Source organism: Microbacterium marinilacus (genome assembly GCF_019753765.1).
GTDB lineage: Bacteria > Actinomycetota > Actinomycetes > Actinomycetales > Microbacteriaceae > Microbacterium > Microbacterium marinilacus.
The window spans coordinates 77,199-103,722 of the sequence record NZ_JAIJZW010000003.1 but is presented as its reverse complement, the minus strand read 5'-3'; the positions used below and the strand labels follow the sequence as shown (position 1 = coordinate 103,722).

General features: G+C 72.1%; 24 protein-coding genes and 1 pseudogene. 13 read left to right on the top strand and 12 right to left on the bottom strand.

From position 1 onward, the window contains the following. Position 1: 1 nt before the first annotated feature. Both prpB and K5S26_RS06160 read right to left on the bottom strand, forming a co-directional pair. On the bottom strand, positions 2-901 hold the full coding sequence (prpB, locus tag K5S26_RS06165) for a methylisocitrate lyase (protein WP_221857017.1): 900 nt from the start codon (positions 899-901) through the stop codon (positions 2-4). Continuing rightward, the gene (locus tag K5S26_RS06160) at positions 901-2,424 is read right to left on the bottom strand and encodes an MmgE/PrpD family protein (RefSeq protein WP_221857016.1); all 1,524 of its coding nucleotides are present in this window, start codon (positions 2,422-2,424) and stop codon (positions 901-903) included. The genes prpB and K5S26_RS06160 overlap by 1 nt, the downstream gene beginning before the upstream one ends. Before the next feature lie 189 nt (positions 2,425-2,613). On the opposite strand from K5S26_RS06160, the gene K5S26_RS06155 reads away from it, so the two are divergent. Further along, positions 2,614-3,876 carry an MFS transporter gene (locus tag K5S26_RS06155; protein WP_308122809.1) on the top strand — a complete coding sequence of 421 codons (1,263 nt, stop codon included), beginning with the start codon at positions 2,614-2,616 and terminating at the stop codon, positions 3,874-3,876. Between the two features lie 30 nt (positions 3,877-3,906). Here K5S26_RS06155 and gtfA read toward each other — a convergent pair whose 3' ends face one another. The 4 genes from gtfA to K5S26_RS06135 form a co-directional block, all read right to left on the bottom strand. Beyond that, the gene (gene gtfA, locus K5S26_RS06150; RefSeq protein WP_221857014.1) at positions 3,907-5,400 is read right to left on the bottom strand and encodes a sucrose phosphorylase; all 1,494 of its coding nucleotides are present in this window, start codon (positions 5,398-5,400) and stop codon (positions 3,907-3,909) included. A 61-nt stretch (positions 5,401-5,461) separates the two neighbouring features. Then, positions 5,462-6,241: an HpcH/HpaI aldolase family protein gene (locus K5S26_RS06145; protein WP_221857013.1), complete on the bottom strand. Its 780-nt coding sequence runs from the start codon at positions 6,239-6,241 to the stop codon at positions 5,462-5,464. Positions 6,242-6,255: 14 nt separating this feature from the next. Further along, positions 6,256-7,203 (bottom strand): aldo/keto reductase, encoded by a 948-nt coding sequence (locus tag K5S26_RS06140; protein ID WP_246603690.1) that lies wholly within the window; start codon positions 7,201-7,203, stop codon positions 6,256-6,258. Then, positions 7,200-8,372: a sialidase family protein gene (locus K5S26_RS06135; RefSeq protein ID WP_221857012.1), complete on the bottom strand. Its 1,173-nt coding sequence runs from the start codon at positions 8,370-8,372 to the stop codon at positions 7,200-7,202. Before K5S26_RS06135 ends, K5S26_RS06140 begins: the two co-directional genes overlap by 4 nt. 130 nt (positions 8,373-8,502) lie before the next feature. On the opposite strand from K5S26_RS06135, the gene K5S26_RS06130 reads away from it, so the two are divergent. The 3 genes from K5S26_RS06130 to pdxA are packed head-to-tail and all read left to right on the top strand — an operon-like array spanning position 8,503 to position 11,515. Continuing rightward, a complete protein-coding gene (locus tag K5S26_RS06130) occupies positions 8,503-9,291 on the top strand; it encodes a DeoR/GlpR family DNA-binding transcription regulator (RefSeq protein ID WP_221857011.1) in 789 nt (262 codons plus the stop codon). Continuing rightward, positions 9,288-10,487: a four-carbon acid sugar kinase family protein gene (locus K5S26_RS06125; protein WP_221857009.1), complete on the top strand. Its 1,200-nt coding sequence runs from the start codon at positions 9,288-9,290 to the stop codon at positions 10,485-10,487. Before K5S26_RS06130 ends, K5S26_RS06125 begins: the two co-directional genes overlap by 4 nt. Then, positions 10,484-11,515, top strand: a complete 1,032-nt coding sequence (gene pdxA / locus K5S26_RS06120) for a 4-hydroxythreonine-4-phosphate dehydrogenase PdxA (protein ID WP_308122808.1) — start codon at positions 10,484-10,486, stop codon at positions 11,513-11,515. Before K5S26_RS06125 ends, pdxA begins: the two co-directional genes overlap by 4 nt. 89 nt (positions 11,516-11,604) lie before the next feature. Here pdxA and K5S26_RS06115 read toward each other — a convergent pair whose 3' ends face one another. The 4 genes from K5S26_RS06115 to K5S26_RS06100 all read right to left on the bottom strand — a co-directional run bounded on the left by K5S26_RS06115 (position 11,605) and on the right by K5S26_RS06100 (position 15,769). Beyond that, the gene (locus K5S26_RS06115) at positions 11,605-12,243 is read right to left on the bottom strand and encodes a DUF624 domain-containing protein (protein ID WP_221857007.1); all 639 of its coding nucleotides are present in this window, start codon (positions 12,241-12,243) and stop codon (positions 11,605-11,607) included. 4 nt (positions 12,244-12,247) lie between these two features. Next, positions 12,248-13,192, bottom strand: a complete 945-nt coding sequence (locus tag K5S26_RS06110; RefSeq protein ID WP_221857005.1) for a carbohydrate ABC transporter permease — start codon at positions 13,190-13,192, stop codon at positions 12,248-12,250. 2 nt (positions 13,193-13,194) lie between these two features. Further along, the gene (locus K5S26_RS06105; protein WP_221857003.1) at positions 13,195-14,178 is read right to left on the bottom strand and encodes an ABC transporter permease; all 984 of its coding nucleotides are present in this window, start codon (positions 14,176-14,178) and stop codon (positions 13,195-13,197) included. A 61-nt stretch (positions 14,179-14,239) separates the two neighbouring features. Continuing rightward, complete coding sequence (locus K5S26_RS06100; RefSeq protein ID WP_221857001.1) at positions 14,240-15,769, bottom strand: extracellular solute-binding protein; 1,530 nt, start codon at positions 15,767-15,769, stop codon at positions 14,240-14,242. Positions 15,770-16,010: 241 nt separating this feature from the next. Here K5S26_RS06100 and K5S26_RS06095 point away from each other — a divergent pair, with 241 nt between their 5' ends. From K5S26_RS06095 to K5S26_RS06080, 4 genes are all read left to right on the top strand, one after another. Next, positions 16,011-16,940: an ROK family protein gene (locus K5S26_RS06095; RefSeq protein WP_221856999.1), complete on the top strand. Its 930-nt coding sequence runs from the start codon at positions 16,011-16,013 to the stop codon at positions 16,938-16,940. 124 nt (positions 16,941-17,064) lie between these two features. Then, entirely contained in the window at positions 17,065-17,568 is a 504-nt protein-coding gene (locus tag K5S26_RS06090; RefSeq protein ID WP_221856997.1) for an FMN-binding protein, read from the top strand. 1 nt (position 17,569) lies between these two features. Further along, entirely contained in the window at positions 17,570-18,457 is an 888-nt protein-coding gene (locus K5S26_RS06085; RefSeq protein ID WP_221856995.1) for an FAD:protein FMN transferase, read from the top strand. Further along, positions 18,454-20,013, top strand: coding sequence for an FAD-dependent oxidoreductase (locus tag K5S26_RS06080; RefSeq protein ID WP_308122807.1), 1,560 nt, complete (start codon positions 18,454-18,456; stop codon positions 20,011-20,013). The genes K5S26_RS06085 and K5S26_RS06080 overlap by 4 nt, the downstream gene beginning before the upstream one ends. Before the next feature lie 52 nt (positions 20,014-20,065). On the opposite strand, the pseudogene K5S26_RS06075 reads toward K5S26_RS06080, so the two are convergent. Beyond that, positions 20,066-21,091 (bottom strand): annotated as a pseudogene (locus K5S26_RS06075) (NADP-dependent oxidoreductase). Positions 21,092-21,161: 70 nt separating this feature from the next. Next, positions 21,162-21,551, bottom strand: coding sequence for a DUF1304 domain-containing protein (locus tag K5S26_RS06070; RefSeq protein ID WP_221856991.1), 390 nt, complete (start codon positions 21,549-21,551; stop codon positions 21,162-21,164). Between the two features lie 98 nt (positions 21,552-21,649). Between K5S26_RS06070 and K5S26_RS06065 the strand changes: the two genes are divergently transcribed. From K5S26_RS06065 to K5S26_RS06045, 5 genes are all read left to right on the top strand, one after another. Continuing rightward, positions 21,650-22,237, top strand: a complete 588-nt coding sequence (locus K5S26_RS06065; RefSeq protein ID WP_221856989.1) for a TetR/AcrR family transcriptional regulator — start codon at positions 21,650-21,652, stop codon at positions 22,235-22,237. Positions 22,238-22,440: 203 nt separating this feature from the next. Then, positions 22,441-23,250 carry a methylenetetrahydrofolate reductase gene (locus tag K5S26_RS06060; RefSeq protein ID WP_221857396.1) on the top strand — a complete coding sequence of 270 codons (810 nt, stop codon included), beginning with the start codon at positions 22,441-22,443 and terminating at the stop codon, positions 23,248-23,250. After that, positions 23,247-24,122, top strand: a complete 876-nt coding sequence (gene purU, locus K5S26_RS06055; protein WP_221856987.1) for a formyltetrahydrofolate deformylase — start codon at positions 23,247-23,249, stop codon at positions 24,120-24,122. Before K5S26_RS06060 ends, purU begins: the two co-directional genes overlap by 4 nt. A 142-nt stretch (positions 24,123-24,264) precedes the next feature. After that, positions 24,265-25,674: a vanillate/3-O-methylgallate O-demethylase gene (ligM, locus tag K5S26_RS06050; RefSeq protein ID WP_221856985.1), complete on the top strand. Its 1,410-nt coding sequence runs from the start codon at positions 24,265-24,267 to the stop codon at positions 25,672-25,674. 93 nt (positions 25,675-25,767) lie between these two features. Further along, positions 25,768-26,376: a PadR family transcriptional regulator gene (locus tag K5S26_RS06045; RefSeq protein WP_221856983.1), complete on the top strand. Its 609-nt coding sequence runs from the start codon at positions 25,768-25,770 to the stop codon at positions 26,374-26,376. The last annotated feature ends 148 nt before the right edge of the window (positions 26,377-26,524 follow it).

The window sequence follows — 26,524 nt, the reverse complement described above, 5'->3', positions numbered from 1 at the left end:
GCTAGCGCGTGATGTCGAAGTCGAACACGGACGAGTCGAACCGGTTGTACCCCTCGTAGTCGATCAGATCGTAGAGCTCGGCGCGATGCTGCATCTGGGGCAGCAGCTCGGTCAGGCGCCCCTCCGACAGCAGGGCGTCCAGCGCGCGGTCGGCCGCGCCCATCGCGATCCGCAGCAGCGAGACCGGCCAGATCACGATGTTGACGCCGACGTCGCGCAGCTGGTCGACGGAGAACAGGTCGGACTTCCCGAACTCGGTCATGTTGGCGAGGATCGGCACGTCGACGGCCGCCCGGATCGCGGCGAACTCCTCGAGCGTGCGCATGGCCTCCGGGAACACGGCGTCCGCTCCGGCGTCGACGAGCGCCTTCGCCCGGTCCACCGCCGCGTCGAGCCCCTCGACGGCGCGGATGTCGGTGCGCGCCATCACCAGGAAGTTCTCGTCGCGGCGGGCGTCGACCGCCGCGCGGATGCGGCGCAGCGCCGTCGTGTCGTCCACCACCGCCTTGCCGTCGAGGTGTCCGCAGCGCTTGGGGTTGACCTGGTCCTCGATGTGGGCGCCCGCGACCCCCGCGTCCTCCAGCATCTGGATGGTCCGGGCCACGTTCATCGGCTCGCCGAACCCGGTGTCGGCATCGATCAGCGCCGGCAGGTCGGTGGTGCGGGCGATCTGCGCGCCCCGGGCGGCGACCTCGGTGAGCGTCGTGAGGCCGATGTCGGGCAGGCCCAGGTCGGCGCTCAGCACGGCGCCCGAGATGTACACCCCCTCGAAGCCCTTGCGCTCGATGAGCCGCGCGGACAGCGGATTGAACGCGCCGGGCAGCCGCAGCAGCTCGCCCGTGGCCAGCCGCTCCCGGAAGAGCCGGCGCTTGACGTGGGCGGGCACGGTCGAGTGCAGCATCAGAACAGTCCCTTCGGGGCGGGGGCCGCCTCCAGCACGCCGGGCGCGGCGACGATGTTCAGCCGACGCACGTCGTCGGCGTCGAGCTCCGGCAGCCGCTGCACGAGCTCGAGGAACCGCTCGATCTCGGCCGGCTCCAGCACCGGCTCCGCGAGCAGGCGGAACTTCGCGACGTAGTCCTCGCGGGCGAAGGGACGCGCGCCGAGCGGATGCGCGTCCGCCACGGCGATCTCGTCGACCACGGTGGTGCCGTCGGCCAGCTCGATGACCACGCGGCCGCCGAACGCCTTCTCGTCCGGATCCTCGGAGTGGTAGCGGCGCGTCCACTCCGCGTCCTCGGCGGTCGTGACCTTGCGCCACAGCTCGACCGTGTCGGGGCGGGCGGCCCGCGCGGGCGCGTACGAGTCGACGTGATGCCATCCGCCGTCCTGCAGGGCGACCGCGAAGATGTACGGGATGGAGTGGTCCAGCGTCTCCCGCGACGCGGCGGGGTCGTACTTCTGCGGATCACCCGCGCCCGACCCGATCACGTGGTGCGTGTGGTGCGAGGTGTGCAGCACCACCGACCGCACGTTCGCCGGGTCGCGCAGCTCGGGGCGCTCCGATCCCAGCCTGCGGGCGAGGTCGATCCACGCCTGGGCCTGGTACTCCGCGGAATGCTCCTTGGTGTAGGTGTCGAGGATGCCGCGCTTCGGCTCCCCCGGCCCGGGCAGCGGCACCTCGTAGGCGGCGTCGGGGCCGTCGAGCAGCCAGGCGATCACGCCGTCCTCGCCCTCGTAGATGGGGCTGGGCGAGGTCTCGCCGCGCATCGCCCGGTCGACCGCCTCGACGGCGAGCTTGCCCGCGAACGCCGGCGCGTGCGCCTTCCAGCTCGAGATCTCGCCCTTGCGCGACTGCCGCGTGGCGGTGGTGGTGTGCAGCGCCTGGCCCACGGCCTGGTAGATCGTCTCGGCGTCGAGGCCCAGCAGCGTGCCGATGCCGGCGGCGGCGGACGGCCCGAGGTGGGCGACGTGGTCGATCTTGTGCCGGTGCAGGCAGATCGCGCGCACCAGGTCGACCTGGACCTCGTAGCCGGTCGCGATGCCCCGCACGAGCGCCGCTCCGTCCACGCCGGCGTGCTGCGCCACGGCGAGGATCGGCGGGATGTTGTCGCCCGGGTGCGAGTAGTCGGCCGCGAGGAACGTGTCGTGGTAGTCCAGCTCGCGGACCGCCACGCCGTTCGCCCAGGCCGCCCACTCGGGGCTCGTGGTGGCGTCCCGCACGCCGAAGACCGCTGCCCCGGCGCCGCCCCGCGACGCCGGGTGGTCGAGCGCCTGGGCGCGCGCGGCGCTCGGGGGCGTGCGCGTGAGGGAGGCGGCCGCGACGGCGGCGTTGTCGATGATCCGGTTGACGACCATGTCGACGACCTCGGGCAGGACCTCGACGGGATCGACGGCGACCTGCGCGATCTTCCAGGCGAGCTGGTCCTCCCGGGCGAGCCCCTCCTCGCTGCGGTGGACGCGGACGTGATGAGTGACGGTCATGCTGCTCCTTGCTGCTCGCGACGCCTACGCACCACGATCCCACGCCGTCGGCCGCACGGGCTCGCGCGCCATGGGCCGCGCGCCGCTGATCGTCACCCCGGCGCCCGTGGCGCAGGAAGCGGAGCTCTCCCACTCAACGGGAACCCCGCCTCGGTGGCACGCGGCCCCGGAGGGATAGAGTCACGCCCTGTGAGCGAAGACGCCCTGGCCGATGCCGCCGGACCCGGCGCGCGCGGCTCGGCCGACCGCCCGCGGGCCGTGCACCTCGGCTTCCTGCTCCTGACGCTGTGCCTGATCGCCGTGAACATGCGCGCGACGATCACCGGCATCGGGCCCCTCCTCGAGCAGATGACGGCCGACACGGGAGCCGCGCTCACGACGCTCAGCGCCCTGACCTCCGTGCCGCTCATCGCGTGGGCCCTCTGCTCGCCCCTCGCGCACACGGCCGCGCAGCGGTGGGGGCTGAACCGCGTGCTCACGGTCTCTCTCGCCCTTCTGGCGGCCGGCACGCTGATCCGCTCGCTGCCGGGCGCCGTCGCGAGCGTCTGGATCGGCACGGCCGTCATCGGCGCCACCCTGGCCGCGGCGAACGTGCTGCTGCCCGCGGTGGTGAAGCAGTCGTTCGGCACGAGGGTCCCCGCGGTCACCGCCCTGTACACGGCGCTGCTCGCGGGCTGCGGCGCCGTCGCGTCGGGCCTGGTGGTGCCGATCTCGCACGTCGACACGGGCTCCGGCCCGTGGGGGTGGCGGGCCGCCCTCGTCGCGGTGTGCGCCACGCTGCCGATCGCGCTCGTCCTCTGGGCCATCCATCACCGTCGCGCGGGATCCGGTCGCGGGCCCGTCCGCCCCGCCGGGGCCCGGCGGGGGCCCGGCGTGTGGGGCGACGCCGTGGCCTGGCAGGTGGGCCTGTACTTCGGCGTGCAGGCGTCGCTGTTCTACGTGCTGCTCACCTGGATCGCGCCGATGGCGCTGTCGTACGGCCGCGGCGAGGCCCAGTCGGGCGTCGACACCATGATGTTCCAGCTGACCGGCGTGCTCAGCTCCCTCGCGCTGCCCCTGGTGCTGCGCGGGCGCCTCGAGCGCTGGGTGCCGGCCCTGCTGCCGCTGCTCGCGATCGTCGCCGTCGTGGGGCTGGTGACGGCGCCCGGCGGCATCCTGTGGTGGGGCATGCTGGCGGGCCTCACGAGCGGAGCGTCGCTCGCGATGTCGCTGACGCTCATGGCCTCGCGTGCGCGCGACCACCACACCGCCTCCGCGCTGTCGGGGATGGGCCAGTCGGTCGGGTACGCGTTCGCGGCGCTGCCGCCGGTGGTGTTCGGGCTGCTGCACACCGTCACCGGCGGCTGGGCGCTGCCCCTGGCGTTCTCGGGGGCGCTGCTCGTCGTCCAGGGCCTCCTCGGGCTGCTGGTCGGCCGCGAGCGGTTCGTGCTCGAGCCCGCTCCTCGTCCCTGAACCCCTGAGCCCCCTCCCTCGCCCCGCTGCTCAGGCGGGGTCCGCGTCGAGCTCCGCCAGGGCGAGCAGCGCGTCGACGCGGTGCGCGGCGCCGTCCTCGGTCCACTCCAGCGTGACGAGGCCCTCGCCGGGGATGGCGTCCAGGCGCAGGCGGTCGGCCCCCGAGTCCCAGGCGAGCACCAGCCGCCCGGCGCCGCCCTCGCTGCGGAACTCGCCGCCGAAGGCCGGGTGGAGGCTCCGCAGCCGCATGAGCGCCCGCAGCGCCCTCACGACCGGCCGCTCGAAGGCGGCGTCGACCTCGGCCTCGGCGTACCGATGCCGATTGATGTCGCGCCCGACACCGGTCTCCGCCAGCAGCTCCATGTCGTCGCCGCCGGCGAGCGCGCCGACGTAGTACACCTGCGGCACGCCCGGCAGCAGGAACTGCACGGCGCGGGCGAGCAGGTAGCGCTCGTCGTCCGACCCCAGGGCCGCGAAGAACGTCGCGTTGACCTGATAGAGGTCGAGGTTCGACGCGGCGGCGCCGGTCGCCTCCCGGCTCTCGCCCCCCGTGTTGCGATGGATGCCCTCGACGAGCGCGTCGATCTGCGCCGGCGCGAGCAGCCCGTCGCGGGCCGGGTCGTCCGGGTCGGCGCCGACGTCGATGACCCCGATGCCGTCGTGCGTGTCGAGCACGGTCACGGCGTTCCGCGGCCGCACGTCGATCCACCGCAGGAGCGGGTCGACGTCGCCGGTCGCGAGCAGGTGGAGCACGAGCGGCGGCAGCGCGAAGTCGTAGACGCGGTCGACACGGGTGGCGATCTCGATCTGGGTGCGGAAGTGGGAGTGGATCTCGACGAGCACTGTCATGCCGCGCTCGCGGGCCAGGCCCGCGATCTCGTCGATGAAGTCGAACGTCTCGGGCGTCATGAAGCACGAGGTGCCGGCGCGCTTGACGGCGTAGCCCGCGGCGTCCAGGCGGATCATCGACACGCCCGCCTCGCCCAGCCGGTCGAGGATCGACACGAGGTACGCGTGTCCCGCTCCCGAGCGCACGTCGATGTCGATCTGCTGCGGCGTGAAGGTGGTCCACAGCAGTCGCTGACGGCCGCCCGCGCGGTACGCCGTGAACGGCAGCCCGGGCCGGGGCCGGTAGATGGCGGTCAGGTCGGCCTCGGACGCCCCGTCGGGGAACACCCGGTCGTAGGTGAGGAAGAGGTCGGCCGTGGGCGACTGCTCCCCCTCGGCCAGGAACCGGAGGAACGCGTCGGACTCGCTCGAGACGTGGTTGACGATGACGTCCACCACCAGGTCGTGCGTCGCCGCGACGTCGCGGACGTCCTGCCACGTGCCGAGACGAGGGTCGGGCGTCGTGTGGTCCACGGGGTCGAAGCCGGCGTCGGCGCCGTCGTGCGGCGTGAAGAACGGCAGCAGGTGGATGCCGGTCACGGCATCGCCGAACCGCCGTCGCACGACGTCCGCGACGGCGGGGATGGTGCCGCCGAGCCGGTCGGCGTAGGCGATGAGCTGGACGCCGTCTCGCATGGTCCCTCCTGGGGGCGCGTGGGCGCGCCGCCGGCCGCGGGGACCGGCGGCGCGGGGGTGGTCAGTCGCCGACGGCGGTCTGGAGGTGGCCGCGCGCGGCGGCCTCGAGGTGCACGAGGTCGCTGGCGATCGTCGCGCCGGTGAAGCCCTCGGCGAGGCGGCGCCGCGCGGTCTCGCCGTCCGGGGTGTGGATGAGCACCGGAAGGCCATGCGCGTCGGCCGCCGCGCGGATGCGGTCGAGGGCGGCGGAGAACCGGTCGGCGATCTCGGGGTCGCCGGGGGTGCGGGCCCCCAGGGCGAGCGCGAGGTCGGACGGCCCGATGTACAGGCCCGACAGGCCGGGCACCGCCGCGATCTCCTCGACGTGGTCGAGCCCCTCGGCGGTCTCGATCATGGCGAGGACCACGACGCTCGCGTCGGCCTCCGCCGGCGTGGGGCCGATCCGCAGCTGCGAGCGCATCGGCCCGTACGACCGCACCCCGTTCGGGGGGTAGGTCGCCGCGGCCACGGCCTGTGCGGCGTCGTCCGGCCGGTTCACGAGCGGGACGATCACGCCGTGCGCCCCCGCGTCGAGCGCCTGGCCGATCACGGCCGGGTCCTTGCTCTGCACCCGGACCAGGCCGACCGTGCCGGTGCCGCCCGCGGCGGCCCCGGCGTCGATCGCCAGCAGCCCGGCGAGGATGCCGGAGTAGCCGAGCAGGCCGTGCTGGCCGTCGATCGCGACGTAGTCGTAGCCGACGCGGCCGAGGCGCTCCAGCACGACGGGGGCGTCGAGCACCGACCAGTAGCCGACGATCCTCTCCCGGTCGCGCATCCGCCGGGCGAACTCCGTGCTGCTCATCGTCTTCCTCTCGATCACCGGTTGTAGGCGGGGACGGGACCGTCGATCCAGTCGCCGATCTCGTCGATGCGCGCCGCGAGCGCGGGGTCCAGGGCGCCGCGCTCCAGCACATCCAGGTTGGAGCGGACGTGCTCGGGGCGCGAGCCCCCGATCAGCACGCCGGCGACGCCCGGCCGTCCGACCAGCCAGCGCAGCGCGAGCTCGCGCATCTCCGCACCGGTGTCCTCGGCCACCTCCCGGAGGCGGTCGATGGCCTCGAACATCCGCGGGTCCCAGTACCTGTCGGTGTACATCCGCCCGAGCCGCTCGCCGCCGAACCGTCCGCCCTCCGGCGCCTGCGCGTAGCGGTGCCGGCCCGTGAGCAGACCACCGGCGAGCGGGTTGTACGCGATCACCGGGGCGTCGAACCGCTCGGCGGCCTCGCGGTACTCGGGCTCGATGCGGCGACACAGCGCGTTGTAGAGCTGCTGGCTCGCGACGGGCCCGGCCATGCCGCGCTCGCGCGCGCCGAAGACGAGCTCGGCGAGCTGCCAGGAAGCGACGTTGGAGACGCCCCATGCGCGGATGCGGCCGTCGTCGAGCAGGCCGGCCAGCGTGTCCAGCGTCTCGCCCACGGGCGTCGCGCGGTCCGGCTGGTGCAGGTAGTAGAGGTCGAGGCGGTCGGTCGCCAGCCGCCGGAGAGAGCCGGCCACGCAGCGCTCGATGGCGATGCGCGACAGGGGCGCGGCGCCCTCCGCATCGGGGTGGGGCATGCCGACCTTGCTCGCGAGCCGCACCTCGTCCCGCCGCCCGGAGAGCGCACGGCCGAGGATCTGCTCGCTCGCCCCGCCGGCGTAGCCGTTCGCCGTGTCCACGTCCCGCAGGCCGCGATCCAACGCCTCGTCCAGCACCTGCCTCGAGGAGGGCTCGTCGAGGCCGTCGCCGAACGTCATGGTGCCGAGCACCGCGGCCGTCGCGCTCAACGCGCCTCTCCCAGCGCCTCGCGCGGCACCAGCACGTGCTTGATCGCCAGCCGGCAGTAGGAGTAGGTCACGTGGACGTCGCCGTCCGGGTCGGTCAGGAGCACCGGATAGGACATCTCCATGGCGCGGTCGCCCGCACGCTCGAGCACGGCGGCGGGGACCGCGTCGGCGGTCTCCAGGTCGAGCACCCGCTGCCAGGTGCGCCCGCGGTCGTCGGAGCGCAGCAGCGACAGGGGGATGCGCTCGACGCCCCACACCGCGTGCCGGTCGAGCGGGGCGGCGGCGCCGGGCGCGGTCACCTTGCCCTCGTCGTGCTCGCGCTCCGCCTCGCCGAGCTCGCTGCCGGGGGCGGCGGCGATCGGGTTGAGCACCGCCAGCACGCTGTCCGCTCCGAGCGCGGGGGCGCGGCGCATCTGGATCGAGGAGTTGTTGTTCGGAACCGCGATCGCGCGCGGCTCGCTCCAGCTGAGGCCGGAGTCCGCCGACTCGCTCCGGTAGACGGCGTCGGCCCACCGGCTGCGGAAGAAGGCGACGAGCCCGCCGTCCTCGAAGGGCACGATGTCCATGTGCACCGCGCCGACGCTGCCGGGCACGGGCACCTCGGTCCAGGAGCGGCCGCCGTCGGTGCTGCGCAGCACGGCGCTCGTGTCGGCGTCGCCGAACCACTGCCGGCCGGGCAGCGGGTGGCAGCGGAAGATCGGCAGGAGCAGCGTGCCGTCGCCCAGCACGACGAGGTCCTGCCGGATGAAGACGCCGCGGTCCTCGATCAGCGCCTCGGGTTCGCCCCACGTCCGCCCGCCGTCCTGCGACACGCGGCGCATCAGCAGCGCGGTGTCCTGCGCGCCGAAGTCCTGCGCGGTGTAGAGCAGCCAGACGGCGCCGTCGGGCAGCGTCGCGAGCACGGGGTTCTGGTGCGACTGCCCGGAGCGCGGCGAGACCGCCTCCGCGGCGCTCCAGCGGCCGGTGGCCTCGTCGAGGCGGGAGAGCTGGATCCGCACGTCGGGCGTGCCCTCGCGCTCGCCGGCGAACCAGACCGCTGCGAGAGACCCGTCCGGCAGGCGGTGCAGGAAGGAGGCGTGGTTCTCGGCGCGGTCCGTGGGGATCAGCGCCTCGGCGCGATCACGGCTCCGGACGAGGACGCCGTCGATCGGGGGGACAACATCGGCCATCGGCACAGCACTCCTCGGCTTCGAAAGATTGCGCTTTTCGCGCAGTAACGTTAGCACGAATCGCGCAGTTCATAATAGGATCGTCGAGGTGGCACCGGGCCGCCCGCAGGCCAAGGGAGGGGGCGCGCCCATGAAGCAACGCCGAACCCAGCAACGACGCGACGAGATCCTCGCGCTCGCGACGGACGTGGGACTGACGAACGTCGACGACCTCGCCGAGCGCTTCGGCGTGACGGCGTCGACGATCCGCCGCGACCTCGCGACGCTCAGCAGCGACGGGCGGCTGGCACGCACGTACGGCGGCGCCATCTCGACGTCCCACCTGCCCGAGGCGTCTCTGCTGCAGCGGCGCTCCGAGGCGCTCGACGCGAAGCGGTCGATCGTCTCGTGGGCCGCCGGCCAGGTCGAGCGCGGCGAGTCGATCTTCCTCGACGCCGGGTCGACCACCGCGCTCCTCGCGCGGGAGCTCACCACGAGGCAGACGCCCGCCACCGTGACCACGTCGAGCCTCCCCGTCGTCAGCCAGCTGCAGTCGGCGAGCGCGCTGACGGTGCAGTGCCTCGGCGGGCGGCTGCGCCCGCTCAGCGGCGCGTTCGTGGGCCCGCTGGCCGAGGCGTCCCTCGACCGCATGAGCTTCGACCGCGCCTTCATCAGCGCCGACGGCGTGACGGCCGACCGGGGGCTCTGCGAGGCCGAGCTGGAGCAGACCCGCTTCAAGGAGATCGTCGCCCGACGGACCCGGTCCCTGTACGTGCTGGCGCACGCGGCGAAGCTCGGCCACGCCCCCTTCGACGCCTGGGCCCGGCTCGACCTGCCCTGGACGCTCGTGACCGACGAGGCGGCGCCGGAGTCGGCGCTGGACGAGTTCCGCGCGGCCGGCATCAGCGTCGTCGTCGCGCCCGCCGTCGCCACAGCGTGACGCCGGCGCCGTTCGCCCGGCTCGTCGCCGACGACCTCTCGGGGGCCGCGGAGGCGGCGGGAGTGGTGCACCGGCACGGGCACGCGGCGGCGGTGGTGCTCACCGGCCGGGCGGAGGACGGCGTCGTCGCGATCGAGGACCTCGACGTGCGCAACGCCGGCGCCGAGGCCGCGGCGCGGATCTCCCGGGCGATGGGCGCGGGCCCGCGCCCCGACTACGTCAAGATCGACTCGCAGCTGCGCGGGCCCGTCGCCGAGCTGATCGCGGCGGCCGCGCGGGGCGCGGCGGTCGTCCTCGCCCCCGCCCTGCCCGCCCTCGCGCGCACCGTGAGCGATGGCGTCCCGCTGATGCACGGCGTGCCGCTCTCCGTCGCGGAGGGGTCGGCCTGGCGGACGGAGGCGTCCGCGGCGCCTCGGCGTCTCTCGGACCTGGTGCCCGCGGGACTCGAGGTCCGGCCGGCGAGCCTCGACGACGTGCGCTCCGGCGCCTTCGCCGACCGCCTCGCCCGCGACCCCGCCGAGGGTGTCGTCCATCTCCCGGACGCGGTCGACACCGCCGACCTGCACGCGATCGCGCGCGCCCTGTGCGCAGCGAGCGGTCCCGTGACCCCCGTCGGGAGCGCCGGACTGCTGGACGCCCTGCTGACCGTGTCGCCGCGACGGCCCGCCGCCCCGGCGGCGGCCTCCACGGCGCGCGCCGAACGGGTCGTCCTGGTGCTCGGAAGCCTCGAGCCCGCGGTGGGGAGGCAGCGGGCCGCCCTGCGACGGTCCGCCGAGACCGTGGTCGCCGACGCGGCGGACGATCCGGCCGACCTGGCCGCCCGGATCGCCGCGGCGCTCGACGGGCCGTCGCGCGTCGTGGTCGTCGCCACCGTCCCGGTCGACGGCGCGCACGACGTCGGCGTCGCGAGCCGCATCGGCGCCGCCGTGGCCGCCGCCGTCCGCGCCCGCCCGACGGCGGCGCTCGCCCTCATCGGCGGCGAGACGGCGCGCCGCACGCTCCAGTCCCTCGACGAGCGCGCGCTCGTCGTCGCCGGCGAGGTGCATCCCGGCGCCGTGCTCGGCATCGCCTCCGGCGGCCGCCCGGTCGTCACCCGTCCCGGCAGCTTCGGCGACGACGACTCGCTCGACCGGATCATCACGACTCTCCTCGGGGACATCCCCCGGGGCGACCATCAGGAAGAAGGACCTCAGTGACCGACGACACCGCCGCGACGACGCTGCCGATCATCGCCGTGACCATGGGCGATGCCGCGGGGATCGGCCCCGAGATCATCGTCCGCGCGCTGCTCGACCCCGAGGTCGCGAGCGCGTGCCGGCCGTTCGTCGTCGGCGACGCCGGGCGCCTGCGCGCCGCCGCCGCGCTGCAGGGCGTGGACGTCGAGATCCGCGCGATCGCCGCGCCGGAGGAGGCGGAGCCGGCCGCCGGCCGCATCGACGTGGTCGACCTGGGCCTGATCCCCGCCGATCTGCCGTGGGGCGAGCTCAGCCCCGTGGCCGGCGACGCCGCCTACCGCTACGTCGCGACCGCGGCGGAGTTCGCGACCGCCGGCCGCGTCGACGCGATCTGCACCGCCCCGCTGAACAAGAAGGCGCTCCACGCGGCGGGACACCTGTACCCCGGGCACACCGAGATGCTGGCGGCGCTGTGCGGCGTCGAGGAGGTCTCGATGCTGCTCTCGACGCCGCGCGTGCGCGTCATCCACGTGACGACCCACGTCGGCCTGATCGACGCGATCCGCCGGATCGAGCCCGGCCTGGTCGAGCGCACCATCCGTCGCGGCCTGAAGGCCATGCAGGACGCCGGCATCGACTCGCCGCGGGTGGGCGTCTGCGCGATCAACCCCCATGCGGGCGAGAACGGCCTGTTCGGCTACGGCGAGGAGGCCGAGAAGATCACCCCCGCGGTCGAGCGCGTCGCCGCCGAGGGGCACGACGTGCACGGCCCCCTGCCCGCAGACACGGCGTTCTTCCTCGCCTCGCGCGGCGACTACGACCTCATCGTCGCGATGTACCACGACCAGGGCCACGGCCCGGTGAAGGTGCTCGGCATCGAGGCCGGCGTCAACGTCACCGTCGGACTGCCCGTCATCCGGACCTCCGTCGACCACGGCACCGCGTTCGACATCGCCGGCACGGGCACCGCGTCGCACGAGAGCCTCGTGGTCGCCGTGCAGCAGGCCGTCTCGATGAGCCGAGGGGCCGCCGCCCGCCGCGTCGCCTGACCCGGGTCGCCTGACGACCGCCGCGGGGCGCCCCGATCCGTGTCCGGACGGGGCGCCCCGGCTCGTCGCCGGACGGGACGTCCCGTGCGTCAGCGCGCGGCCGCGACGGCCTGCCGCTGCTCGAGGACGCGGAAGCCGCGCACGTCGAGAAGCGCGGTGAGCACGGCCACCGGTGCGAAGCAGAAGAACGGCGCCGCCGCCGGGAACGCCCCGAGCAGGAACGACAGCCCGATCCACGCTCCGCAGATCAGCACGGTGCCGACGGGGTGCGAGAGCGCGTACAGCCAGGAGGCCCGGACGATCGCCCGCGGGGGCGCCTCGACGTGCGCGGCGAAGAACGGCAGGTGCACGAGCCCGCCCGCGAACGCCACGGCGGCGACCACCGTGACCCCGAGCACGGGCAGCTGCCATGAGGCCCCGTCAGCCGTCCAGGCCAGCTGCAGGCCGACGCCGAGCAGCAGCCCGACGGCGACGACGACCGCCCCGGCGAGGTTGGCCCGCACGGCGCTCGCGCGCACGAGGGCGGCGTAGCGGCGCAGCATCGGCTCCTCGCGGCTCTCCGGCCGGTGCACGAGGTCACGCGCGATCTGGTAGCCGGCCACGGTCGACGGGAAGAGCCCGAGCACCACCAGGCCCGCCAGGGTGAACAGCAGCCAGAGCAGGTTGAGCCAGGCGAGGCGCGCGATCCAGACGCACCCGATGCGCATGCCCTCCGTGACCGACGTCATCGCGTCACCCCTTCACCGCACCGACCAGGATCCCCTTGCTGAAGTACCGCTGCGCGTACGGATAGAACAGCAGCACGGGCACGATCGCGAAGAGCATCGTGGCCGCGCGGATGTTCTCCGGGATCACGAGGAACCCGTTGCTCACGGTCTGCTGGAAGTTCAGCGCCTGGTCGTCGCTGCCCAGCAGCAGACGGTACAGCACCACCTGGATCGGCTGCAGCGACGCGTCGCGCAGGTAGATGAGCGGCCACAGGAACGAGTTCCACGTCTGCACCGCGTAGAAGATCGAGATCGTCGCGACGACGGGCTTCGACAACGGCATGTAGATCCGGGTCAGGATCTGGAAGTCGTTGGCGCCGTCCATGAACGCCGACTCCTCGAGCTCGTCCGGGATCGCCTCGATGAAGGACTTCGTCACGATGAGGAGGAACGTGCTGATCGCCAGGGGCAGCACCATGATCAGCCAGTTGTTGACCAGGCCCAGGCCGCTGTTGACGATGTAGGCGGGCACGATGCCGGCGTCGAAGATCCACGTGATGATGAACAGCAGCATCACGATCCGCGCGCCGGGCAGCCGCTTCTTCGACAGCGCGTACGCCGTGAGATACGTGAGGATCACCGCGACGGCGGTGCCGACGACCGTGTAGAGGATCGAGTTCAGCAGCGCCCGCACGACGCCGAGCCGCTCGTTGGAGAGGATGTACGAGAACGTCTCGGTGTTGACGTCCACCGGCCACAGGAACACGCGGTCCTGGAGCACCGCCCGCCCGTCCGAGAACGCGACGGCGACGATGTACAGGAACGGGTAGACGCACGCGATCGCGATCAGCCCGAGGATCAGTCCGTTGAGGACGTCGAACAGCTCGGGCTTGCGCTGACGCCGCCTCCGAGCCGGGCCGGAGGTCGACAGGAGCTCGGTCGCCGTCGTGGCACGCTGCTGATCAGTCATCGTCAGAACACCCTCGAGTCGGAGAAGCGCCGCGAGGCGCGGTTCGTCGCCACCACCAGCACGAACGCGATGAGGCCCTGGATGAGGCCGACCGCGGCCGCGTAGCTGTAGTCGGGGAAGCCGTCCGAGGCGAAGGCGAGCCGGTAGACGTAGGTCTGGATGACGTCGGCGGTCTCGTACACGCTCGGGTTGTACATGAGCAGGATCTTGTCCAGGTCGACCGTGAGGATCTGGCCCACGTTCAGGATGAGCATGACGGCGATCATGGTGGAGATGCCGGGCAGCGTGACGCTGAACATCTTGCGCCAGCGGCCGGCGCCGTCGAGCTCGGCCGCCTCGTAGAGGGCGGGGTCGATGCTCGACATCGCGGCGACGTAGATGATCACCGAGTAGCCGAAGTTCTGCCACACGTGCATCGTCGTGTACAGCGGACGGAACCACTCGGGCTCGGTGAAGAACGACACGGCGGATCCGCCGAAGGCCTCGATCACGATGTTCACGACGCCGCCGCTGGGCGACAGCAGCGTGTACATGATGCTGACCAGCACGGCCGAGGAGACGAAGTAGGGCACGAAGCTGAGCGTCTGCACGCTCTTGCGGAACCAGCGCAGGCGCACCTCATTCAGCAGGAGCGCGAAGGCGATCGGGATGGGGAAGCTGACGAACAGCACGAGCACCGCGAGGATCACGGTGTTGACCACGAGCCGCCCGACGGCCGGGTCGTTGAAGAAGTCGACGAAGTTCTGGAAGCCGACCCAGGGGCTGCCGCCGATCCCGAGGAAGCTCGAGAAGTCCTGGAAGGCGATGACGAGCGCCGACACCGGCGCCAGCTTGAACAGCGCCAGGTGGATGAGCCCGGGCAGCAGCATGAGGTACAGCCAGCGGGCTGCCACCATGCGTCTCCACAGGGACGGGCCGCGCCTCGCTCGCGGGCGCCGCCCGGCGGGGACGGCGGGGGTCTTGACGTCGGCTGTCGTCTGGCTCATGTTCTTCCTCGTCGCGGGCAGGGGCCCGCGGCTCGATCGCCGCGGGCCCCTGTGGTGCCCGTCAGTTCATGGCGTCCCAGGCCGCCTGGTCGATCTCCGTGATCTCGGCATAGCCGAGCTCGTCCGCCTCGGCCACGAAGGCGTCCCAGTCGTCGATCGAGCGCTCGCCGGTGACGAACTTCACCATCTCGGCGTCGATGAACGGGTCGACCGAGGCCAGCAGCTTCGAGCGGCGCTCCTGCTGCTCGGTGCTGTACTTCAGCACCGGGTTGCTGACCAGGTAGTTCTCGAAGTAGTCGGTCGAGAAGGTCTTGGTGAAGTCGTCGGACCACGCGTAGAAGGCCTCGTCGCTCACCGGAGCGGGATACGTGAGGCGGTCCTGCATGAAGTTCCACACCGGCTTGCCGACCTCCTGGTCGGCGTTGTCGGCGTACGACACCGTGTACTGCTTCTCGCCGTCGACGACCTCGTACGACTCGCCCTCGACGCCCCAGTGGTAGGTGTCCTGGCCCTCTTCGCTGTAGAGGTGGTCGAGGAACTGGATCACCGCGAGCGAGTTCTGCGACTTGGCGTTGACGACGAAGACGCGGTTCAGGTTGTACCGCTCGTTCGCCGCCTGCATCATCTGCTCGCCGCCGTTGGTCAGTGCGGGCATCGTGCCGATGCTGTAGTCGGGATACGTGTCCGTGTCCGCGTTGGCGAGGAACCAGGCCGGGCGCGTGAAGAAGTCGTTCGTCACCGAGATCTTCCCGGTGAGCATCTTCGTCTGCCAGTCCTCCTCGGTGATGACGCCCTTGACCCACTCGGGGTCGATCAGGCCCTCGGAGTAGAGGGTCGTGTACCACTCGACCATGTCGCGCGCGCCGTCCGCGTGGATGTCGAGCCCGCGGCCCGACTCGTAGACGCCGTGGACGTCGCCCGCCTCGTCGATGCCGTCGTTGGCGGCGAACGCGTACTGGTAGTTGACGAAGGTGTCGCGGCCGCCGAGCGGGTAGTAGCCGGAGTCGGACCCGAAGGTGTCCTTCAGGGCGCGCAGCGCCTCGGTGAAGTCCTCGACGCTCGTCGGCGCCTCCGGGATTCCGGCCTCGGCCAGCATGTCCTCGCGGTAGAACGACAGGATCGACACCTTCGGGTACTCGTTGACGAGCCCGTAGATGCTGCCGTCCTCGTTCTGCACGAGCGCCTTGAAGTCGGGGTTGTCCTCGATGTATGCGGCGAGGTTCGGGGCGTGCTCCTCGATCAGCGGCGCCAGGTCGAGGAACGCGCCCTGGGGGCCGTAGACCTGGGTCTGGGCCATCGTCGCCACCGTGGCGTCCTCGAGGTCGCCGGACGACAGCAGCAGGTCGAGCTGCTGATAGTGCTTGTCCTCGGGGCCGCCGTCCACGACCTCGACGTCGACACCCGCGCCCTCCTGCAGCGGCTCGTTCCAGAGGTCGTCCTCGAGCCAGTTCTTGAACCGGTCGGGGATCCGGTAGCTGAAGGTGGTGCCGTCGCCCGTCGCCTCCTCGCCGCCGCCCGCGGTGCATCCGGCGAGACCGACGACGAGAGCGGAGGCGCCGACGATGCCCAGCAGGGCCCGTGATGTCCGCATTGATACTCCCTTGTACTCGGTGGCGCGCTGAGGGCAGCGACCGCAGGCCCCTGCGAGTGGCGCGACACCCACGTCGCACCTCTTGGACGCTCGGGAGAACGTCACAGTTCGCGCACCAGTGCGTATGAGTATTGCATAGTCCGCGCAGAGTGCGCGAACAATTCTCGACAACCGCCCCCGTTTTCGCGCAGTTCGCGCAAAACCGGACGCCTCTGCGCGTCCGCTGGGCTAGAGTCTGGGCGTGAGCAACGCCGATTCCTCCCCCGTCTCCGGCCTCCTCAGCGGCGCCGACGCCGTCGCAGGCATCGAGACCGGCGGCACGAAGGTCTTCTGCGCCGTGTCCCCGGCCGACAGCCCGCACGAGATCGTCGACAGCCTGCGCGTCGACACCCGCGACCCCGAGTCCACCCTGGGCGACATCGCCGACTTCCTCGGCCGCCACCACATGCGCACCCCGATCCGCGCGGTCGGCGTCGCCTCCTTCGGCCCCGTCGACACCGATCCCGCATCGCCTCACTACGGCAGCGTGACGACGACGCCCAAGCCGGGCTGGGCCTTCACCGACCTGCGCCGAGCGCTCGCCGGGCTCGACCCCGTGCCGGTGTCCTTCGTGACCGATGTGACCGGCTCCCTCCTCGGCGAACGGGCCCGCGGGGCGTTGCAGGGGCTGGACGACGCCGCGTACGTGACCGTCGGCACCGGGGTCGGGGCCGGGGTGATGGTGCACGGCGAGCTCGTCACCGGCCAGGGCACCCCCGAACTCGGCCACATCCTCGTCCGGCGCGACGCCGACGATCCGTTCGCCGGCCGCTGCCCGTTCCACGGCGACTGCCTCGAGGGTCTGGTCTCCGGACCCGCCGTCCAGGACCGCTGGGGACGCCCCGCGCGCGATGCCGCCGAGATCGAGCTGCTCGCGGGCTACGTCGCGCAGCTGTGCCTGACGCTGACGCTGTCGGTCGCGCCGCGCCGCATCGTGGTCGGCGGAGGCGTCTCGAAGACTCCTGGGCTGCTGCCCGCAGCGCGCCGACGCCTGGCGTCCCTCGTGGGCGGCTACCTCGGCTCGACCCACCCCGCCGAGGATCCGGAGGGCGACTACGTCGTGCCCCCGGCGCTCGGCGACCTGTCGGGGGTGCACGGGGCGCTCGACCTCGCGGCGTCGCTCCTCCGCTGAACGGGAGCTCCATCCCGCCCCATCCTCATAGGAACCGCATAGGCGATCCCGACCATCCATCGGGGCAGGTTCCGTACGGTGACCTCATGGCCGCAGGAGCGCGGCACCGACCGAGGAGACCGAGATGAACCGATCCATTCGCAGCGGCGCCGCCCTCGCGGGCGTCATGGGAGTCCTGGTGCTGGCCGGATGCGGCACGACCGCGACGGCGGAATCCGCCGAGGACAGCACGTCGACCGACACAGGCACGTCGACCGAGCAGTCCACCGACACGAGCACGACCGACAGCACGGACACGTCGACCGAGACGTCGACCGACGACGGCACGAGCGACTACACCGACGGCACCTACACCGCCGACGGCTCGTACCAGACCCCGCAGTCGGTCGAGACGGTGACGGTCACGGTCACCCTCGAGGACGACATCGTCACGGACGTGGAGGTGAGCGGCGATCCGCAGGCCTCCGAGAGCCAGCAGTACCAGTCGCAGTTCATCGACGGCATCGCGGCCGAGGTCGTGGGCGTCGACATCGACGACCTGTCGGTCGACCGCGTCGCCGGCTCGTCGCTGACCAGCGGCGGCTTCAACAGCGCGATCGAGCAGATCAAGCAGGACGCGGCGGCCTGACATGCCCGAGACCGTGAGCGCCGGGCCACCGGCTTCCCGCTGGGAGTTCGACGCGATCGGCACCGCCTGGAGCGTCGAGACCCCGCAGCCCCTGGATCCGGCGGCCCGTTCCCGGGTCCAGGGGCGCGTCGACGCGTTCGACGCGGAGTGGTCGCGCTTCCGGGACGACTCGCTCGTCTCCGGGCTCGCCGCCTCCGGCGGCGCCATCGCCCTGTCGACAGACGGCCAGGAGATGCTCGACGCGTACGCGTCGCTCTCCGACGCCACCGACGGCGCCGTCAACCCGCTGATCGGCGGCTCGCTCGAGCGCCTCGGGTACGACGCCTCGTACTCGCTGCGCGCGGGCGAGCCGATGCCCGCGCCGGCCGACTGGCGCGAGCGCCTGACGTGGTCCGGCGGCCTGCTCGCCCTGCGCGGGCCGGGCGTGATCGACGTCGGCGCGCTCGGCAAGGGCCGTCTCGTCGACATCGTGGCCGGGCTGCTGCCGGGCGACGGCGTCGTGGACGCGGGCGGCGACATCCTCGCCCGCGGCACGACCCAGCGCGTGGCGCTCGAGCACCCCTACGACACGCGGCGCGCGATCGGCGTGATCACGATCCACGACGAGGCGCTGTGCGCCTCCGCCGCCAACCGGCGCGCATGGGGCGACGGGCTGCACCACGTGCTCGACGCGCGCACCGGCCTGCCCGTGCGCACGATCGTCGCCACCTGGGCTATCGCGAAGACCGCGATGCGTGCCGACGCCACGGCGACGGCACTGTTCTTCGACGGAGGCCCCGAGCTGGCCGCGGGCTGGGGCGTCCACTGGGTGCGGATGCTGAGCGACGGGCGGCTGGAATGGTCGCTCGGGTCGCGCATCGACGACGGAAGCGCGGAGGTGTTCGCGTGATCGCGGCGCTGAGGGCGGGCGGCCTGCGCGTCCGCGGTCTGCTCGGCCGCCTGTCGATGTATCGGCTGATCCTGGGCGCGCTCGGCCTCCTGGCCGCGGTGGCGCTCGTCCTGTCGCTGTTCGAGCTGGTCGTGCCTACCGCGATCGAGCTGCTCGCGACGGCGGTCGTCCTGATCGCCGTGGGGTGCGGCGTCGACGTCGCCGCACAGCTCGTGCGGCAGCGACCCGTGCGGCTCGAGTCGACGCTCATCACGGCGCTCATCCTGCTGTTCGTGCTGCGCCCCTCCGTCGAGCCCGCGGGGCTGCTCGGCGTCGCGCTGGCCGCGGCGGCCGCCGCGCTGTCCAAGCACCTGATCGCCTGGCGCGGCCGGCACATCCTCAACCCGGCCGCCGTGGGCGCGACCGTCGTGACCGTCGTCGGCGCGCTCCTGCCCGATGCGGGACTCTCGCTCTCGGCCTGGTGGGTCGGATCGCCGGTGCTCGCGCCGGCCGTGATCCTGACGGGGCTCGCGGTGCTGCTGCGCACGGAGAAGGTGCGGCTGGCGGCGCTGTTCGTCGTCGTCGCCACCGCGGTCTACACGGTCCGCACGGTCGTGCAGCTCGTGCAGTTCGACCTCGCGGTCGACCTCGGCTCGGTGCTGTCGTCCGGCCTGCTGTCCGGCCCGTTCCTGTTCCTGGGCGCGTTCATGCTCACCGAGCCGCTGACGCTGCCGCCGCGTCGACGCCAGCAGTACCTCGTCGCGGTGGTCGTCGCGGTGCTCGCCGGCTGGTCGCCCCTGATCGGCGGCATCAGCCTCGGTCAGGAACGCGCCCTGCTGATCGGCAACCTGGTCGCGTTCGCTCTCGCGATCGGCTCGCGTCCGGGCGCCGCGCTGAGGCTGCTCGGCCGCTCGGCTCCCACGCCGACCTCGCACGAGGTCGTGCTGGAGAGCGCCCGGCCGATCTCGTTCCAGCCGGGCCAGTACCTCGAGCTGGAGGTGCCCCACCGGCGTCCGGACGGCCGCGGCACGCGCCGCGAGTTCAGCATCGTCTCGGCGCCCGAGGAGCTGCCCACCGTGCGCGTCAGCTACCGCGACGGGACGAGCACCTACAAGCGCGCGCTCACGTCGCTCGAGGGCGGCGCCCCGCTGCGGGTCACGGGCGTCTGGGGCGACTTCACGCTTCCGCGCGACGAGGGCGCGCCGCTGCTGTGGGTCGCCGCGGGCATCGGCATCACTCCGTTCGTGTCGCAGCTGCGCCACCTCGAGCTCACCGACCGGGCGCGGGACATCGTGCTGGTCTACGTCGTGTCCACGGGCGAGGAGCTGGCCTACCGCGACCTGCTCGCCCGCACCGGGATCCGCGTGCTCGTGTGGAGCCGCGACCCGATCGAGGGGACGCCGGACGGTTGGCAGACGGAGACGGGGCGGCTCGACGCCGCGGGGCTGGCGGGCGCCGTGCGGGACATCGGCTCCCGGCACGCCTACGTGTCGGGCCCGCCCGCGCTGATCGCGGGGCTCTCGCCGGCGCTGCGCTCCGCGCGTTCGGTGACCACCGACGCGTTCGCGGGCTATTGACCCGCGTCCGGGGGACGGCCGTTCCGCTTCGGCCGTCCCCCGGATGCCACGGTCAGGCCGAGGGCCGCGCGATGCGCACGAGCATCTTGCCGGTGTTGGCGCCGCGCATCATGTCGAGGAACGCGTCGACCGTGTTCTCGATGCCGTCGACGATCGTCTCGTCGTAGGCGACGCGGCCCTCCGCGAACCAGCCGGCCATCCGCTCGCCGAACTCGGGCGAGAGGTGCAGGTGGTTGCCGATCGTGAAGCCCGTCAGGGTCAGGCCGCGCGTGATGACGTTGGCCAGGTTGTCGGGCCCCGGTACGCGCTCGGTCGTGTTGTACCCCGCGATGGCTCCGCACAGCGCGAGACGCCCGCCGTCGTTCATGACGTCGAGCGCGGCCTCGAGGTGGTCGCCCCCGACGTTGTCGAAGAACACGTCGACGCCCTCGGGCGCCGCGGCGGCGAGCTGCGCGCGCACCGGCCCGTCCTTGTAGTCGAACGCCGCGTCGTAGCCGTACTTCTCGGTCAGCAGCGCGACCTTCTCGGCCGTGCCGGCGGATCCGATCACGCGGCCTGCGCCGAGCAGCTTGGCGATCTGGCCCACGGCCGTGCCGACGGCGCCGGCGGCGCCCGAGACGAACACCGTGTCGCACTCCTTCAGCCCCGCGATCGCCGTCAGCCCGACGTAGGCCGTGAGACCCGTCATCCCGAGGATGTGCAGGCGCACCGAGAGCGGGACGCCCGGGATCTCCGGCACCGCGCGGAACGTCGACGCGTCGGCCTGCACGACGTCGCTCCAGCCGTGCTGGTGCAGCACGACCGCGCCGACGGGCAGCGCGTCGGCGGCGGACTCGACGACGCGTCCCACGGCGCCGCCGGCGATCACCTCGCCGAGCGCGTACGGCGCGACGTAGCTGCGCACGTCGTTCATCCGGCCGCGCATGTACGGGTCGACAGAGACGAACTCGTTGGCCACGCGCACCTCCCCGGGCGCGAGGTCTGCGAGCTCGACGGCGACCGTGCGGAAGTCGTCGTGGGTCGGCCACCCGTCGGGTCAGCGGGCGAGGTGGATCTGCGTGCTCGTGGCATGCGTCATAGGGGCTCCTTCGTAGGGATGGTGTGAGGGGATCGGGCGGCGCCCGCCGCGGCCTCCTGCCGGGCGGACCTCAGACGGCGAGGCCGACGGCCAAGGCGACCACGCCGAGGGCGGGGATCACTCCCTGCTTCAGCGCCGCGGCGGCCTTGTCGGGGCTCGACAGCAGCAGGACGAGGCTGGCGGCGACCATCGAGCCGGCCCCGGTGAAGACGAGCGTCGCGCCGACGGCCGTCGCGCCGGTGGCGTAGAGCACGATGCCGAGAGCCACCGCGATGGCGAGGAACAGGTTGTAGAAGCCCTGGTTGAAGGCGAGCTCCTTCTGCACCGCGGCCTGCTCGGCCGTGCCGGTGCCGAACGTGCGCCGTGCGCGCTCGCCGGTCCAGGCGATCGACTCGAGATAGAAGATGAACACGTGCAGCAGCGCCGCGACGCCCGTGAGCGCAAGACCCGCGATGACCATGGGGACTCCCTTCGCGCGGCCTCCGCCGCGAATACTGTACCGACCGATTCAATATATACTGAATCGACCGGTACACAAAAGGGCCACGGGAGATCGCCATGGGACGCACACAGACGTTCGACACGACGGAGGTCGTCAGGGCCGCGCGCGGCGTCTTCTGGGAGCAGGGCTTTGACGGCGCCCCACTGCCCGAGCTCGAGCGCGCGACGGGCCTGAGCCGCTCGAGCATCTACCACGCCTTCGGCTCCAAGCGCGGCCTGTTCGACGCCGCCGTCGAGAGCTACCTGGACGAGGTGATCCGCCCGCGCCTGCGGCCGCTGACCGCACCGGACGTGTCGCCCGACGCACTCGAGGAGTACCTGACCGGCCTGCGCGCAGCGCTCCTTCGCGCGGGCACGCTGCCCGCCTCGAGCGGCTGCCTGCTGGTCAACGCCGCGTCCGCCCCGATCGCGCACGACGACTCCGTCGCGCACGTGATCGCCGACTACCGCGCCGAGCTCCGCCACGCGCTGGGACGCGGCGTCGAGGCCCGCCTGCCGCACCTCCGCGCCGCCGAGCTCGACGTCCTCGCCGACGCGTGCACCGGCCTCGTCGTGTCGGCGTTCGCGCTCGTCCGCGTCGCCCCCGAGGCCGCCGCGGGCGCGCTCGACACGGCCCGCGCGCTCGTCGTCGCCCGCGGCGCCTGACGGAGACGGCCGGCGCGGGAGACGACCGGTCGTTCCGCTCGGCGGAAACCCGCCGAGGATTCTCGAACTGCCTATGGACATTCCCTATCGCCATAGGTAACGTCCCTCACGGATGCGCAACGAAGCGCAGCAGACCGGAAGGATCTCCCGTGGCAGACAACACCTCGCCGCAGGCGCAGCTCGCCGCCGACTACTCGCTCGAGATGACCGGCAAGGACGTGCCGGGACTTCACGAGGCACAGGACGTCATCCCCACCGGAACACGCGTGAACGTGACCTTCCTCGGCAACGAGGACCTCGAGATGCGCGTCGCCGCCGCGAAGGCCGTCAAAGAGGCAGGGTTCATCCCCGTCCCGCACATCTCCGCCCGCCGCCTGTCGTCCCAGGCGCAGCTCGAGGAGTTCCTCGACCGCCTGCAGCAGGTCGACGCCACCGAGCACGTGTTCGCCGTGGGCGGCGACCCGACCACCCCCGAGGGTCCCTACGACAGCGCGTACGACGTGATCCGCTCCGGCGTGCTGCAGAAGTACGGCGTGACGGAGGTCTCGATCTCCGGCTACCCCGAGGGCCACCCCGACATCGCGACCGACGTGCTCTGGGACCACCTGGAGAAGAAGGCAGCGTCGCTGAAGGAGCAGGATCTCGGCGCGGTGGTGCTGACGCAGTTCGCCTTCGACACCGACCCGGTCACCAGCTGGATCGACGGCGTGCGCTCGCGCGGCATCGACGCGACCATCCGCATCGGCACCCCGGGACCTGCCGGCATCAAGCGCCTGCTGAACTTCGCACGCCGCTTCGGCGTCGGCGCCAACGCGATGATCGTGAAGAAGTACGGCTTCTCGCTCACCAACCTGCTCGGCACCGCCGGCCCCGACACCTTCGTCACCGAGCTCGCCGACCTGCTGGCGCGGGGCGAGCGGTCGGGCGACGTGAAGCTGCACATGTACGCGTTCGGCGGGCTGCGCGCCACGGCCGAGTGGGCCCGCGGCTACCAGGCGAAGGTCTCGTCATGACGCTGCACAACCAGGCGCTGGTCGACCGCGCCTGCCTCATCGTGCACGGCCCGGACCAGCCGGGCGTGGTCGCCGCGATCGCCGCGCTGCTGACCCGCAACAAGGGCAACATCATGTCGCTCGACCAGTACTCCTCCGACCCGGAGGGGGGCGACTTCTTCCAGCGCGTGGTGTTCCACCGCCCCGGTCTCGTGGCCGCGATGGGCGACCTCGAGGCCGACCTGGCCCAGACCCTCGAGCCGTTCGGCATGAACTGGACGCTCACCGACCAGTCGGTGCCCAAGCGCATGGTGGTGCTCGCCTCCAAGAGCGACCACTGCCTGCTCGACCTGCTGTGGCGCCACCGCCGGGGCGAGCTGCCCGTGACGATCCCGATGGTGATCTCGAACCACACCGACACGGCCGAGGACGTCCGCACGTTCGGCGTGCCGTTCTTCCACGTCCCGTCGCAGGCCGGCCCCGACAAGAGCGAGTCGGAGGCGCAGATCCTGAAGCTGCTGGACGGCAACGTCGACTTCGTCGTGCTCGCCCGCTACATGCAGGTGATCTCGGGCGACTTCCTGCAGAAGGTCGGCGTGCCCGTCATCAACATCCACCACTCGTTCCTGCCCGCCTTCATCGGCGCGGGGCCGTACCGCAAGGCCAAGGAACGCGGCGTGAAGCTGATCGGCGCGACCGCCCACTACGTCACCGAGGACCTCGACGAGGGCCCGATCATCGAGCAGGACGTCGTGCGGGCCACCCACGCGCACAGCGCCGAGGACCTGCAGCGCCGCGGCGCCGACGTCGAGCGCGCCGTGCTCTCGCGCGCCGTCGCCTGGCACGCCGAGGACCGCGTGATCCGTCACGGCAACCACACCATCGTCTTCTAGCCGCACGGGGCTTCGACCGTTTCGACTCGCTTCACTCGCTCAACGAACAGATCCCTGCTGGTTGAGCGACCGAGCGAAGCGAGGAAGTCGAAACCTCAGAGATCAACCGAACACCACCCACCCCAGACAGAGAGGTTTCACCGTGGGACACAACAACCTGCAGGAGGTGCTCGACGCCAAGGGATCGGCCGTCGAGCTGCTGCGCAACTCCCAGATCGGCTCCTACATCTACCCCGTCGTGCCGGCGGACTTCCAGAACTGGATCAAGGAGCAGCGCGCCTGGCGCGAGACGGCCGTCCTGTACGACCAGTCGCACCACATGGACAACCTGTTCCTGCGCGGATCCGACGCCATCAAGCTGATCGGCGACACGGCCATCAACTCGGTCGCGAACTTCCCCGTCGACAAGGCCAAGCAGTACGTGCCGACCAGCTCCACCGGCGGCGTCATCGGCGACGGCATCCTCTTCCGCGAGGCCGAGGACGAGTACGTCTACGTGGGCCGCGCGCCCGCCGCCAACTGGCTGCTGTTCCACGGCGAGACGGGCGGCTACCAGAACCTCGAGATCGAGGTCGACCGCCGCTCGCCGTCGCGCCCCTACGGCCACGCCGTGCAGCGCAAGTACTACCGCTTCCAGATCCAGGGCCCGCAGGCCTGGAACGTCATCGAGAAGCTCAACGGCGGCCCGCTGGAGCAGCTGAAGTTCTTCAACATGTCCACGATGACCATCGCCGGCAAGACCGTGCGCACCCTGCGCCACGGCATGGCGGGCGCCCCCGGCCTCGAGATCTGGGGCCCCTACGCCGAGCACGACGAGGTCCGCGACGCGATCGTCGAGGCGGGCGCCGAGTTCGGCCTCGTCCCGGTCGGCTCGCGCGCGTATCCGTCCAACACGCTCGAGTCGGGCTGGATCCCGTCGCCGCTGCCGGCCATCTACTCGGGCGAGGCCGAGCGCGCCTACCGCGAGTGGCTGCCCGCCGACAGCTACGAGGCCACGGGCACCCTCGCCGGGTCCTTCGTCTCCGACAGCATCGCCGACTACGAGCTCACACCGTGGGAGCTCGGCTACGGCTCGTTCGTGAAGTTCGACCACGACTTCATCGGTCGCGACGCGCTCGAGAAGGTCGACCCCGCCTCGCAGCGCAAGAAGGTCACGCTCGCCTGGAACCCCGAGGACCTCGCGAAGGTCTGGGCGTCGCTGCTCGACGTCGACGGCCCCCAGTACAAGTTCTTCGACCTGCCGCTGGCCAACTACGGCTCGGCCAACTACGACAAGGTCGTCGACGCGGACGGCACGACCGTCGGGTTCTCGATGTTCACGGGCTACAGCGCCAACGAGAAGCGCGGCCTCTCGCTCGGCACCGTCGACCCCGACGTGCCCGAGGGAACCGAGCTGAAGGTCGTCTGGGGCGAGCCCGACGGCGGCTCCAGCAAGGCGTCGGTCGAGCCGCACGAGCAGTTCGAGGTGCGCGTGGTCGTCAGCCCCGTGCCCTACTCGACGGTCGCCCGTCAGACGTACCAGGGCGGATGGCGCACGGGCTACACGGCCTGATGCTGTCGCACCACGGGCCCGGTCGGTTCGCCGCCCGGGCCCGTGGTCGTATACACATGGATGACCGGTCCACGTATCAGAGGTGATGCATCGATGAGTCTTCGCTACGCGCTGCTGGCGCTGCTGCGCGTCGGCCCGCTGTCGGGATACGACCTGCAGAAGCAGTTCCAGGTCTCGGTGGGCCACCTGTGGCACGCGCCCGACAGCCAGATCTACCCCGAGCTGCGCAAGATGGAGAACGACGGCCTCGTGGTCGGCGAGGACCAGACCCGCGGCGAGCGCGGCACGCGGCGCGTGTACCACCTCACCGACGAGGGCGAGCAGGACTACGTCCGCTGGATGGAGTCGCCGCTGTCCTACGCGCGGGTGCGCGAGCCCGCGAACCTGAAAGCCGCCTACCTCGAGGCCGCGTCTCCCGACGCCGCTCGCGCGTTCCTGCACGAGCACATCCGGCACTGGAGCGGAGAGGTCGAGCAGTGGGAGGCGGAGCTCGCCCGCATCGACGCGCGCGCCAACCCGATGCTGATGCGGCGCCTCGAGTCGATCGACCAGCGCGACCACGACCGCACGGTGGCGTTCAAGCGCTTCGGCTACGAAGGCCTCGTCGACCGCGCCCGCTCCGAGATCGACTGGGCCGAGCGCGGACTCGCCCTCATCGACGAGCTGTACGGCCCCGAGAACGGCACCGCCGGGCACGCCTGACCCGCTGAGACGTGGATGCGGCATTCGGAGCTTCGCCGCCTGAGCACACGGTTCGTCGGCCGCAGAGGCTGTCTTGGAGCACGGCGCGGCCATCTAAATGAACCGTTGGTGAACACATCCGACACTCACCACGCCCTGGTGATAACCT

Excerpts from the sequence above, each read along its gene's own strand:
- prpB (WP_221857017.1), bottom strand. The coding sequence starts at position 901 with ATGCTGCACTCGACCGTGCCCGCCCACGTCAAGCGCCGGCTCTTCCGG.
- K5S26_RS06160 (WP_221857016.1), bottom strand. The coding sequence starts at position 2,424 with ATGACCGTCACTCATCACGTCCGCGTCCACCGCAGCGAGGAGGGGCTC.
- gtfA (WP_221857014.1), bottom strand. The coding sequence starts at position 5,400 with ATGCGAGACGGCGTCCAGCTCATCGCCTACGCCGACCGGCTCGGCGGC.
- K5S26_RS06145 (WP_221857013.1), bottom strand. The coding sequence starts at position 6,241 with ATGAGCAGCACGGAGTTCGCCCGGCGGATGCGCGACCGGGAGAGGATC.
- K5S26_RS06135 (WP_221857012.1), bottom strand. The coding sequence starts at position 8,372 with ATGGCCGATGTTGTCCCCCCGATCGACGGCGTCCTCGTCCGGAGCCGT.
- K5S26_RS06130 (WP_221857011.1), top strand. The coding sequence starts at position 8,503 with ATGAAGCAACGCCGAACCCAGCAACGACGCGACGAGATCCTCGCGCTC.
- K5S26_RS06115 (WP_221857007.1), bottom strand. The coding sequence starts at position 12,243 with ATGACGTCGGTCACGGAGGGCATGCGCATCGGGTGCGTCTGGATCGCG.
- K5S26_RS06110 (WP_221857005.1), bottom strand. The coding sequence starts at position 13,192 with ATGACTGATCAGCAGCGTGCCACGACGGCGACCGAGCTCCTGTCGACC.
- K5S26_RS06105 (WP_221857003.1), bottom strand. The coding sequence starts at position 14,178 with ATGAGCCAGACGACAGCCGACGTCAAGACCCCCGCCGTCCCCGCCGGG.
- K5S26_RS06100 (WP_221857001.1), bottom strand. The coding sequence starts at position 15,769 with ATGCGGACATCACGGGCCCTGCTGGGCATCGTCGGCGCCTCCGCTCTC.
- K5S26_RS06090 (WP_221856997.1), top strand. The coding sequence starts at position 17,065 with ATGAACCGATCCATTCGCAGCGGCGCCGCCCTCGCGGGCGTCATGGGA.
- K5S26_RS06085 (WP_221856995.1), top strand. The coding sequence starts at position 17,570 with ATGCCCGAGACCGTGAGCGCCGGGCCACCGGCTTCCCGCTGGGAGTTC.
- K5S26_RS06070 (WP_221856991.1), bottom strand. The coding sequence starts at position 21,551 with ATGGTCATCGCGGGTCTTGCGCTCACGGGCGTCGCGGCGCTGCTGCAC.
- K5S26_RS06065 (WP_221856989.1), top strand. The coding sequence starts at position 21,650 with ATGGGACGCACACAGACGTTCGACACGACGGAGGTCGTCAGGGCCGCG.
- K5S26_RS06060 (WP_221857396.1), top strand. The coding sequence starts at position 22,441 with ATGACCGGCAAGGACGTGCCGGGACTTCACGAGGCACAGGACGTCATC.
- purU (WP_221856987.1), top strand. The coding sequence starts at position 23,247 with ATGACGCTGCACAACCAGGCGCTGGTCGACCGCGCCTGCCTCATCGTG.
- K5S26_RS06045 (WP_221856983.1), top strand. The coding sequence starts at position 25,768 with ATGAGTCTTCGCTACGCGCTGCTGGCGCTGCTGCGCGTCGGCCCGCTG.